The 11,434-nt window shown below is 46.6% G+C and carries 14 protein-coding genes; 8 read left to right on the forward strand and 6 right to left on the reverse strand.

The genetic code is table 11. The annotated features are described in order from the left end of the window. The 7 genes from HRU21_09895 to HRU21_09925 form a co-directional block, all read left to right on the forward strand. Nucleotides 1-1,892 (forward strand): EAL domain-containing protein (locus tag HRU21_09895; GenBank protein NRA42601.1); only part of this gene is annotated, 1,892 nt, incomplete at its 5' end. Nucleotides 1,893-2,061: 169 nt separating this feature from the next. After that, complete coding sequence (locus tag HRU21_09900; protein NRA42602.1) at nt 2,062-2,646, forward strand: SCO family protein; 585 nt, start codon at nt 2,062-2,064, stop codon at nt 2,644-2,646. Then, nucleotides 2,637-4,034 carry a cbb3-type cytochrome c oxidase subunit I gene (locus HRU21_09905; GenBank protein NRA42603.1) on the forward strand — a complete coding sequence of 466 codons (1,398 nt, stop codon included), beginning with the start codon at nt 2,637-2,639 and terminating at the stop codon, nt 4,032-4,034. The genes HRU21_09900 and HRU21_09905 overlap by 10 nt, the downstream gene beginning before the upstream one ends. Next, nucleotides 4,031-4,600: a cbb3-type cytochrome c oxidase subunit II gene (locus HRU21_09910; protein ID NRA42604.1), complete on the forward strand. Its 570-nt coding sequence runs from the start codon at nt 4,031-4,033 to the stop codon at nt 4,598-4,600. The genes HRU21_09905 and HRU21_09910 overlap by 4 nt, the downstream gene beginning before the upstream one ends. Then, complete coding sequence (locus tag HRU21_09915) at nt 4,597-4,833, forward strand: hypothetical protein (GenBank protein NRA42605.1); 237 nt, start codon at nt 4,597-4,599, stop codon at nt 4,831-4,833. Before HRU21_09910 ends, HRU21_09915 begins: the two co-directional genes overlap by 4 nt. Then, the gene (locus tag HRU21_09920) at nt 4,823-5,638 is read left to right on the forward strand and encodes a cytochrome c (GenBank protein ID NRA42606.1); all 816 of its coding nucleotides are present in this window, start codon (nt 4,823-4,825) and stop codon (nt 5,636-5,638) included. Before HRU21_09915 ends, HRU21_09920 begins: the two co-directional genes overlap by 11 nt. Nucleotides 5,639-5,875: 237 nt before the next feature. Continuing rightward, nucleotides 5,876-6,382: a DUF2244 domain-containing protein gene (locus tag HRU21_09925; protein ID NRA42607.1), complete on the forward strand. Its 507-nt coding sequence runs from the start codon at nt 5,876-5,878 to the stop codon at nt 6,380-6,382. Nucleotides 6,383-6,515: 133 nt separating this feature from the next. On the opposite strand, the gene HRU21_09930 is transcribed toward HRU21_09925, so the two are convergent. Both HRU21_09930 and HRU21_09935 read right to left on the reverse strand, forming a co-directional pair. Beyond that, entirely contained in the window at nt 6,516-7,736 is a 1,221-nt protein-coding gene (locus HRU21_09930) for an ABC transporter permease (protein ID NRA42608.1), read from the reverse strand. Nucleotides 7,737-7,750: 14 nt separating this feature from the next. Then, a complete protein-coding gene (locus HRU21_09935) occupies nt 7,751-8,410 on the reverse strand; it encodes an ATP-binding cassette domain-containing protein (protein ID NRA42609.1) in 660 nt (219 codons plus the stop codon). 122 nt (nt 8,411-8,532) lie between these two features. Here HRU21_09935 and HRU21_09940 point away from each other — a divergent pair, with 122 nt between their 5' ends. Beyond that, entirely contained in the window at nt 8,533-9,195 is a 663-nt protein-coding gene (locus HRU21_09940; GenBank protein NRA42610.1) for a DUF3299 domain-containing protein, read from the forward strand. A 62-nt stretch (nt 9,196-9,257) separates the two neighbouring features. On the opposite strand, the gene HRU21_09945 is transcribed toward HRU21_09940, so the two are convergent. The 4 genes from HRU21_09945 to HRU21_09960 form a co-directional block, all read right to left on the reverse strand. Further along, entirely contained in the window at nt 9,258-10,289 is a 1,032-nt protein-coding gene (locus tag HRU21_09945; GenBank protein ID NRA42611.1) for a GTP-binding protein, read from the reverse strand. A 2-nt stretch (nt 10,290-10,291) separates the two neighbouring features. After that, on the reverse strand, nt 10,292-10,708 hold the full coding sequence (locus tag HRU21_09950) for a MerC domain-containing protein (protein ID NRA42612.1): 417 nt from the start codon (nt 10,706-10,708) through the stop codon (nt 10,292-10,294). A 34-nt stretch (nt 10,709-10,742) separates the two neighbouring features. Next, nucleotides 10,743-11,210: a transcriptional repressor gene (locus HRU21_09955; GenBank protein NRA42613.1), complete on the reverse strand. Its 468-nt coding sequence runs from the start codon at nt 11,208-11,210 to the stop codon at nt 10,743-10,745. A gap of 4 nt (nt 11,211-11,214) precedes the next feature. Next, a partial coding sequence (locus HRU21_09960; GenBank protein ID NRA42614.1) for a DUF2796 domain-containing protein occupies nt 11,215-11,434 on the reverse strand: 220 nt, incomplete at its 5' end.

Raw genomic sequence — 11,434 nt, forward strand, 5'->3', positions numbered from 1 at the left:
GCATGTTAGCTTGGGCGTATTTATCATCAACGCCCTGGCAAGTGGCCAGCTTACTCCCGCTCACGCTGATCGGCCCCATTGTCTATTCACTTATGCGCAGGTACAGCGAGCATACTTTTTTTGGCCGCAGAAAACCCTATTTTGTCTTCAGTGATTATATTGCGATTGTGCTTGTTGCGCTGGTGCCAAGCTCCTTAATCGGTACCTTTCTTTATCATCAACAACTGGCTAACTACAAGTTTATTGATACCCTGCTTGTGTATGCTCTAGCGGATTTTTTAGGGGTATTGATTTTTTTACCGCTTAGCGAAGCAATGCTTAAACTGGGACAACGCAAACATTGGCCATCGCTTAGCCCGCTATGTTTCACCTTGGCCATGGCGGCTGTACCTGCGGCATTCAAAGTTTATGGTTTTAGCGGTTATGCTAGCGCCGCAGAAGTCTTGCTGTTTCCCTTGTTTGCGGTGATGATTAGCCGTTATAACCGCCAAAGCTTGGCCTTTGCATCCTTCTTGCTGGCAATCGTGATTACGCTTTCGGCAGGCTACGGGGTACAGCAACTGGCAGACGAGCGTCAAATTGAAGCCTTTTTGTTTGTCACCTTTTGGCTCATTGCTGTATTGATGGCAACCCAAGTGCTGCATCAAAGCCGCGCTAAGCAACAATACCTGATTGGTAAAAACGCCTTTCTTGCCAGCCATAATCAACAAACCTTATGCCCAAACCGCATGCAACTGCGTCAAGACTACCAAGCACAGGCCCCAGAGTACTTAAATATTGTACAAACCAAAGATCGGGACAGCATTAATCAAACCCTTTCGACCATAGAGATTGCAGAACTTGAACAAGTGATGGCGCAAACGCTGCGCGATGCATTGCCTGAGCATACGATTTATCACATAGCAGAAATGCGGTTTGTGGTGCTGTCCGAGCGTAATTTGGCGCAGCGTGCTGAAAACCTACAACAGCTTGAAGTCGCGCTGGGCAAAAGTGGCAACTATATTGACTTAGGCTGGGGCTTAATTCGCTGCAACACAGACGGCTTTGATAAAAATATGTCATACGCCAATGCCGCATTGAATATTGCCTTAACCCTACCCAACCATCGCATCTATGGCCCTCTGCATGATGAGTTGATTGATCAGCAACTCGCGCAGCTAGAAAAATACTTAGCTTATATGCATGCCTTAGAGCATGATGGCTTACAAATTTACTATCAGCCGATCTTAAATCTGGAGCTGGGTAAAATCACCTCGGCTGAATTACTCTCGCGCCTCTCAATGCAGGGCAAAGTCATAAGCCCAATCGAATTTATTGATACCTTAAAAAGTTTTGATGCACTCAGTAAGTTTGATCGCTTAGTGATCAAGCAAGCTGCCAAACAGCTGCATACCAAACCGCTGCAGCGACTGTCTCGCATTAATATCAATATTACCGGCGCATCGCTGTCTGATAAGGGTTTTATCAGCTGGCTTAACGATAACCTCAAGGCCAGTGACTATCCGCAGCAGACCTTGTGTTTTGAAATTACTGAATCTGACCATATTCGAGACTGGCAGCAAGCCGAGCGCAATGCCATGGCGCTGACCAATCTTGGTTTTCAGCTGGCTATTGATGACTTTGGCACCGGTTTGGCAAGCTATGAATACCTCAACCGTTTTCCCATGGCAAAATTGTTAAAAATTGACGGCTTATTTATTAAAGACCTTGCGCGCAGTCCAAAACAGCAGGCTTTTGTTAAGGCCAGCATGATGATTGCAAACAGTCAAAACTTAGAGGTTTGTGCAGAGTATGTAGATAATCAAGACACCGTTGATTACCTAAAAACTATCGGCGTTAAGTATGCCCAAGGTTATTTTGTCTCCCGCCCATTATTGCTCGCCAATCGCTAAAATAGCCTTTTACTGATGCATTCAGCAAAGCATTCACCCCGTTTTTCATCCTTAACTTGATAAGTCATAAGATAATTCGCTAAGCTAGTAGCGAATAACGTTGACGTTTAAGTACCTCGTTATCTAAAACAGCACGACCAACTTACATTTCTCTTAGGGATCAAGATAAATGCAGCGGTTAGCAGCGCAAAAATTACTTTTGCTCACTGGCGTAAGCTTATCAGTGCTAACGCTGTTCTTAGCATTTGGCCTACTGCATATTGATGATGCAGACGATCACATCTACTTCAAACTAACCAGCCACCAAAATCAGTCACTCACTGAGATGGATATTCAAGGGCATTTTGCCCTAGTCTTTTTTGGCTTTACCCACTGCCCCGATGTCTGCCCAACGCAGATGAGTTTTATTCGACAGCTAATGCACTCTTTAGATCAACGCACCCCGGGGCATTCGGTTAAACCACTGTTTATCACGGTTGATCCTAAAGTTGATACGCCAGAGGTGTTAGCCAGTTATGTAAGCTTCTTTGACGCAAGAATTGTTGGCCTTACCGGCAGCGAAGCGGCTATTGCTCGAGCGGCGCTCGCGTTTAATGCGGTCGCCCCCTTTGCCGCGCAGCAAGACAAATCACAACACAGTGCTATTATTTATGTGGTAGCGCCCGATGGACGCATCGTCGATTTCATCTCAACCTCAACCCCTATCGGCAAGGCTGCCGATACGCTAAACGCAAGGCTTAATGCATGGATATAAATACTCAAGATCGCCCCGCAGGTTTAGAGCATGATACGCAGAAGTTAGTTTATGCCTTTCTCTTTTCGGCCTGCGCCTGGCTGATTATAGGCACTTTATACGGTCTGATTGCCGCGATAAAACTCTATTGGCCCGACTGGATGACGCTGTCTTACCTGTCATTTGGCCGCATTCGCCCTATTCATACGAATTTAGTGATGTTTGGCTGGTCGTCAATGGCGCTGATGGGGCTCGCGCTATTTGTTGTATCGCGCACCTCGAAAACACCGCTACACCGGCCCGAATTTGCGCAAATGGGCTTGTATGCCTGGAATCTCGCGCTGTTTTTAGTGGTTATCACCATGTCCTTGGGTATTAGCCGCGGCCCGCAGGAATACCGCGAAATGATCTGGCCGCTGATGACGCTGTATGCGGCAGGCCTGATTGCTATTTTTAGCACCGTATTTGGCACGATCAAGCACCGTAAAATTCCTGAGATATATGTCTCTAACTGGTATATTCTCGGCGCTTTTTGTTGGTGTAGCATTATTGTCATCATCGCCTATCTACCGTTTTATCAACAAGGCATGGGCAGCACAGTCATTCAAGGCTATTTTATGCACAACGCGGTTGGCATGTTTTTTACACCCATGGTGCTTGGCATAAATTATTATGCGCTGCCGCGCATGTTGAGCAAGCCTATTTACTCTTATGCGCTGGGTGCTTTGGGCTTTTGGACAGCCCTGCTGTTTTATACTTTGATCGGCGCTCATCACTTTATCTTTAGCCCAGTCGCATGGTGGGTGCAAACCACTGCGATTCTGTTTAGCGTTGGTATGATGGTGCCGGTATGGGCAGGCTTTGGTAACTTTTTCCTTACCGCTAAAGGCTCTTGGCGCAAAGTACGACGTGATTACTCGGTGATTTTCTTACTGGTTGGTATCTGGGGCTATGCACTGGCCTCTACCCAAGGCACGATAGAAGCATTTCGCTCTGCCAATATTTATTGGCACTTTACCAACTTCACCGTGGGTCACTCGCATTTAGCCATGTATGGCTTTGTCGCCTTTTGTATCTGGGGCGCCATCTATGGACTTGTGCCACGCATTACCAATCGGCGAATATCTCAACGCGCGATAGCGCTGCATTTTTGGCTAGCCTTTGTCGGTGCCAGCATGTACGTGATTTCAATCTCAATCGCCGGCGTACTGCAAGGCATGGCGTGGGTTGAAGGTGCAGCATTTGTAAAATCGATGCAGGCAGCGTCGCCAATGTGGCTATGGCGCACCATTGGCGGCACATTGATGGTGCTTAGTCATTTTGTGTTTATGCTTAATCTATGGTCGCTGAGGCCACATAAGGCCGTTTATCAGCGTAAGACTGTCACCAATGCGGAGCTTGCATCATGAGATTTGATACTGACCACCGCATCATTGTCGGCCTTGCTGGCGGTATATTTCTGTTTTTAAGTCTAATCATTGCGGTTATACCTGCATATCAAGCGCAACGTACTCCGGCGTTAGACGGCATAGAGCCGCTTGTTGGTGAAGCGGCGCTGGGCCGCGAGGTTTATTTGCGCGAGGGCTGTGGTGTCTGTCACACCCAGTTTGTCCGTGACTTACCGGTCGATGCGCAGTATGGTCGCGGCTCATTGGCTGGTGATTATGCCCTGGAACAGCCTCCGTTATTGGGCACCCAGCGCACCGGCCCTGACCTCAGCAACGTTGGCATAAGACAGCCCTCTGAAGTCTGGAACTTGATTCATCTCTACAATCCACGAGCTGTGGTGCCAAGCTCGGTGATGCCTGCCTATCCCTGGTTATTCTATACCACCGATGAAGCTAAAAAAGGCGAAGTTACGGTGGCAGTGCCGCCTAAATTTAACCCCGAGAATAAAATCATTGTTGCTAATCATGAGGCAATTGCCTTGGTTCGTTATATCCAAAGCCTCAAACAAGTCGAGGTGAACCCATGAGTTTAAGTGAACGATTACTGTATTATGTCGAGTTAATTATTCAGGCCTGCGGTTATAACGGCAGTGAAGGCAATGCCGTGTTGGGCTGGTTTATTGTATCTATTGCGGCCTTGATTGTGATTGCGGCTTACTATTACTGCATTTCTTTAAGCCTCTGGCCCGGTGAGCAGGATCAACAGCACATTAAGCGACGCATCTTAATGATAGACAGCGAGGTTTATCATGAAAATTGAAGTTTATTTAGACGATGCCGATCAGCCGTTCCAGGTCATTGATGCGCCCAATCGTTTTCGAATTGACTCTAGCACTATTCCCGATGGTCAGCATGTGTTGCGCTTTCGCGCTGTCGATGAGCAAAATATTGTCAGTGAACGACTAATCCCCTTCAATGTGCAAAACGGTCCTGAGATTGCGATTCACGGTATTAAATCTGGAGAGACTGTGTCAGGTAATTTTTCCGTCTTGGCCAACGCATACTCGGCTGTGGTAGGCGATGAGTTTGAGCCACATCGTATCGAAACCCCTGCGCCTATTCCCACATGGGCTTGGTTGCTGTTTCTAGTGATTTTGTCTTGGGGAGCTGGTTATTTGTCGCAGGAGCTGCATCAAGAGTTTTCACCGCAGTATTTTGCACAAAATACCACAAAGCCCAGCGTTGCAAAGCCTGAGGCAAGTGAAACAGCCACCGTCGAGGACAGTGATGAATTTGGCGACTGGCAGGCTCTGGGTGATCAGGTATATGGCAATAACTGCAGTGCCTGTCACCAAGCCACGGGGCAAGGCTTAGCAGGTGTCTTTCCATCCTTGGTCGGAAATGCGGTAGTTTTAGCTGAAGACCCTAGTGAACATATTGTTACTATTCTCGAAGGCTTATCGGGCAAAACTATCGATGGGGTTGCCTATGCTTCGCCGATGCCGGCATTTGCAGCAATGTTGAGTGATGCAGAGATCGCAGCAGTGGTTAACCACGAGCGGACTGAATGGGGCAACCAGGCGCCTCTGGCGAAAGCGGAAGACGTGGCTAAGTTGCGCAAGTAAATTTATTGCAGCTTTTGGCTATAAGGCTAAAACACTTTGTTTTTATTGATGGCTTTGGCAACTGGAATTTAAAAAGCGTTGCTACATAGTTTTTCAATCGCTTTATGAATAGCTTTTGCAATAACTGTTCATAACAGAGGCAAAAAGTGACAATAAAAACTGGATTTTATACAGCTTTATCGATGTCTGCTGCGTAAAACAAGCCAGGATGAAGATTATCAGTGTGAGGCATTCAGTGTGGTTACGGTAAAACAGCATGCACAGTTCGTTGAGGTATTGCTGCAGCCCAATCGATCGGCTACCTGGGTGCAAACACGTCAAATGATCATGGCACTGAGCGGCTTTATGCTGGCCATCGGCATTGGATGGTTAATCATGGGCGTTTGGATGATTTTGCCCTTCGTATTAATTGATATCGCAGTCTTCTCCTACCTTTTCTATCGGGTATGTAAATACACCTACCAACGACAGATTATCAATATTTACAATGACCAAATCCTCTGCCAAAGAGGAATACACGCTCTTAGTAAACCACAGCAGCTGTCTAGGCCCTGCTACTTAGTTTGTGAGAAACGTGTATCTAAGCAACACTTACCCGCATACAGCCTAAGTGATGACCATCATACTGTCTCGATTGGTGATTTTTTAAACAAGCACGACTTAAAGAAACTCTATAGCACCTTGGTCGACCACGGCCTATTTCCGATTGATAAGCAGTGGTGGCAACAGACTGAGTCACCCTAACAACTGTTCAGCTGTTAGACGCAATCAGCCTGCATTGTTTACTTAAAAAGTATCAGAATAGTTTTGCGAATTTATCTGTATGAGTAAGGCTCAATTCAATATTTTGCTTATGGTTTAATTTCACAAGCATACACTATCGCTGCTGCCAACGTTTTGCATGCCACAAACCACTAAGCGCTGGCAGTAAAGAAAACAATAAACCAATCAATATAATAGCCGCAATCAGCCATAGGCTATGCGCATACAGAATACCCTGACCTATCGCCAAACCAAACTCAGACAGCAGCCAGGCGTCGGCAAAAAACAATAAGGCAAATAAACTCAGCAGCCCAAGTATAATACTGGTAATTACCACCAGCATCGTTTCAAATAAAATTAGGCTAAATAAATACAGCGGTGACGCACCGATCATACGCAATAAGTAAATCTCTTGCCGGCGCTCACGCAGCGACATTAACATCAATGCCGACAAGCCCAGTAGCGATGCGATCAATACAAAGCTCGAAATGAGCAATAGCACATTCTCTAACACAGCCATAATTTGCCATAACTCTAGTAAACTCACGCCAGGTAAAATCGCGGTTAGCGGCTCTTCCGCATAGCGATTTATGCTGCGCTGAGTGGCAAAAATTGCGAGTCTTGATTGCAAGCCAAGCATCACTGCTGTGATATTAGTTTTGATCGGCTCTGCAGCGATGAGTGCTCTATTCTCGACCCGTTCACTTTGATGAATAGCGTCTAAACCTGGCAAGCTCACCAGCAAGGACTGATCAACGGGAGTGCCCGTTTTAGCGAGAATACCCACCACAGTAAAGGGAAATTTATCGTGTCGACTAAAACTATTGCTCGATAAACCATGGGAGACAATAAGCTGATCTTCTAAACCATAGCCCAGCTGCGCTGCCACATCAGCACCTAAGACTAAATCAAAAATCTGCTCAAACGCCTGCCCTTGTTGAAATTCCAGTTTTTTGGCCTGGCCGTAGGCAATGACGTCAAAATAATCGCGGCTGGTGCCAACCACCCTAAAACCGCGATGCGAATCACCCAGGGCAATCGGTACAGCCCAATCAACCTGCGCTTGATTGGCTAGCCAGCTATAGCTAGCTGGGCTAATATCGTGAGTAGCAGCGCCAATATGAAACACTGAGTACAATAACAAGTTCAATGGCCCGGTTCTGGCACCGACAATTAAATCCACATCGGATACCGTACTAGCGAAGCTCTCTTTCGCCTGATGACGAATGTGCTCAACGCCTAAAATAGTCATCACGCTAAGTGCCATAGCTAAAACGGTGAGGCTCAAAGACAGCCTTCTATGCCAAATACTTTTAACCGCTAATTCTAAAAACATCGCCCGCTCGAGTCCTAGCGCTGATTTATGGAAGCCAATGATGACACATGCGGAAAAAAATCCGCCAAACTCATATCGTGACTAACAAACAAGATACTGCTTTCAAATTGATTTGCAGTTGCAAACAGTTGCTGCATAAAAACCTCGGTTGACGCACGATCAAGTGAGGATGTGGGCTCGTCAGCAATCAGTAATTGCGGTCGATTAATCATCGCGCGCGCAATGGCCACCCGCTGCTGCTGACCAATGCTCAAATTATGCACCGGCTGCTGGCATTCAGCCAGTGATAGGCCTAGATTCAGCAAGCTGTCTTTAACCGCTTGCAGGGCATTAGCAGATTTTTTATTACCTAAATGCTGCGCTACACGCACATTATCAATAGCCGAAAGATGGCCTATTAAATTAAATTGTTGAAATACATAGCCAATATGTTGAGCGCGAAATCGATCAAGCTGAAAGGCTTTTTTATTCTGCAGCGACTCACCTAACACCTTCACCATGCCAAGATAGCCGGGCAATACGCCAGCGATAATATTCAATAAAGTCGATTTTCCACAGCCCGAAGGACCATGTAAAAAAGTATGTTCAGACATGGACCAGCTAGGTATATTCAGTACTGCAGCATCAGCTGAGTCAGCATAGCTAAAATGCAAATCCTGCAGCTCAATAATCATGCTTGTTGCTCTTAGTTTTTATCATTTATCCGCTTTTACCGCGTTTCAACACAGTGTATGCTGCAGCGTAAAGAATGTCATCTAAAGGTTACACTATGCCAGCGTCGTCGGCTCGTTTGTTGATGAGTATATGCTTTATTTCGCTATCGCTACTACTCGGCTGTAGTCAGTCAGAATCAGAAAAAACCGCTGACATAGCCTCATCCAAAGCAGATGTCGCTCGGCCTTCCAGCAGCAGTACCGCTGATGATAAGGCAAGCGACATATCAAGCAGCCATCAACATGGCCCTATTCAGTATCAACAAATTGAATGGACGGACCTGATGCCGCAGGCTGAGTTAGACGCGCTGTTAAACCCGCCTGCCTATCTGGATGAGGTTGAGGACGGCAGTTTTGAAGATAAAATAGCCAGCCAGATTCAAGCTCAGCTAAACGTTGATTTGGATGATCCATATCAACAGGCCTTAGTCTCAACCAATATTGTTGAGGCCATGGACCAAGCCTATATTCGGCTACCAGGCTTTGTAGTGCCGCTGAGTTTTGGCGAGAGTGAGTTTATGATTACCGAGTTCTTTTTTGTGCCTTTTTTTGGCGCCTGCATTCATTTGCCACCACCGCCGCCCAATCAAATTTTGTACGTCAATTACCCTCAAGGTATTGAGCTAAAAGCACTGTATGATGCATTTTGGCTGAACGGACAACTGAGTACCGAGTTGATTGAAAATGATACCGCGATTGCGGCTTACCAGCTTTCGCTGCATAGCATCGAGCCTTACTACGAATAACTGCCAGCCCCTCTCTTAACTGCCAGCCCATTCTCTAACTATCTGTGAATCAGCGCGAAAAATTAACAGGCTTCTGACTGCAGGATACAGGCTTGAATCAGCTGATCCCAGCTTGACTGGTGCTCTGCGGTGATAATCTCTAGGCGGCTTTCGAAACACTCATCCACAGACTGTTGACTCAAATGGTCTGCCACCATATTAAAGGCAACAATCCCCTGGTCGGTTATAAATACTGCTTTTAAGCGTTCTATCTCTAATGCAGCAAAAAACTGCAGCAACTTAGCATAATCAAACACCAGTTCTGGGGCAAAGCGCCAGCCGATGCTAAAAAAGCCCTCTCCCTGATTAACAGCCTGGAGAATGCCGCTATCAGGGAGAGAACGGGACATCAAACTGTCGATGGTCTCTTGATGTTTATGATCGTGGCTGTGATGATCTGAATGCTGACAATCTTGAACAGGTTTTTCATGCATATTACCCGTTAACATTTCTAGCTGAACTTCACCAAAATCGGTGCGCATTAGCCTTGTTGATTGATAATCAGGCTCAGCCAATAATGCGCTCAAGGCCGCAGCATCGTCACTGCTGTATTGCGCCTGTTTATTAGCAATTATTAGGTCTGCCACGCTAAGCTGCTGCTGAAAGCTTGCGTGCTCGCGATAGCGCGGCAAAGACAACTGACGCGCATCAATAACTGTAACCACTTTCTGCAACGCCAGCACCTCGCGATAATGCGGCGCCGTTAATACATTCACAATTTCCTGCGGATGCCCAAGCCCCGTAGGCTCAATCAGTAAACGGTGCGGTTTGGCCTGCTTCAATAATTGATTCAATGCTATTTGCATGGGCAGTTGCGACGCGCAACACATACAGCCTCCGGCCACCTCGCGCACAAACACCCCACTCGCTGCAGACTGCTGCGCAGACACAATGCTGCCATCAACCCCAATTTCGCCAAATTCGTTTACTAACACCGCCCAGCGTTCATGTTCGGGGCGCTGTTGCAGCAAATGCAGAATAGTTGACGTTTTTCCTGCGCCTAGAAAACCCGTAATTAGATGCGTAGGTACTGCTTGAATAGCCAAGTTTGACATAACTAGGGACTTGCGGCCGAATCGGCACAGTGACAATCATGCTGTCGACATAAGCGAAAATTAATTAGATGGGCAAGCGCTATAAGTCCAGCACCCATCACCGTGAACACGGTTTCACCCTCAGCCAGCAACAGCTCGGCCAGTGGCGTGATAGCAAGCATTAACGCAGCCACACCGATTGCACCTAAAGCAAATAAGCGAAAGTTTCGATGCTTCTGACAGCCCAACGCCAACGATAGGAGGCTACAGGGAATTACCAGTGCTAGCATGCCAAGGTGAAACGACTCATCCTCAAGCAGTAATACTGCTTGCGTTGGCAGCCAGACGAGAATCACCGGCAGTAATAGACAATGAATCGTGCATAGCATCGACAGGCTAATGGCTAAGGAATCTCCGAATGGGCGAATAAATTTAATCATGCGATAAGGTCTTATAGATCGAGCTAATTTTGGCTTAGGCAGCTGAGGGTGATGGCTTGCAATTTTCGCATAGACAATCCATCTCTAATTGTGGACTTTGCAGTTGGTAGCCTGCCTGATCAACACAGGCTGACAATGACTGCATGAGGGATTGGCTAATCCCGACTTCTTTAACTCGCTGACAGGCGCTGCAAATTAAAAACTGTGGTATCTGATGATCATGCTCACAGCTGATATGCGAACAAGCAACATACTTGTTAGCAATTTTTAAGGCATGCACCAAATGTTGCTGTTGCAAGAAATCCAGTATTCGATACACCGACATGGTAGGCATCGACAAACCAAAATGTTGCTGGCAAAAATCGGTGATTTCATAAGCTGACAGCGCTTTTTCTGACTGCAGCAAGGCCGATAAAATATGCTTACGCTTACTGGTTAACTTAACGCCGTTTGCACTGCACTGCTGCTCTGCCGCATGTAAAATTGTATCTACCGAAGCCATAAATTTACTCTAGATTCCATCGCTTAGCTGCCGCAACTAAGCGCTGAAAATATTGGCCCGACTGCATCACGGCCTCAGCTTGCACCGTTTCAATCGCAGGATATACCTGGAATAACTCAAGTGTTAATGCCTTAACAGCCTTAACATCTGCGCATTGAAATTGGTACTTAGCTACGATGTCGCTGTGTGATGCTTGATTATGGTCTGCGTGGTCTGCGTGATCT

The organism is Pseudomonadales bacterium, from assembly GCA_013215025.1.
In the GTDB taxonomy this organism is placed as follows: domain Bacteria; phylum Pseudomonadota; class Gammaproteobacteria; order Pseudomonadales; family DT-91; genus DT-91.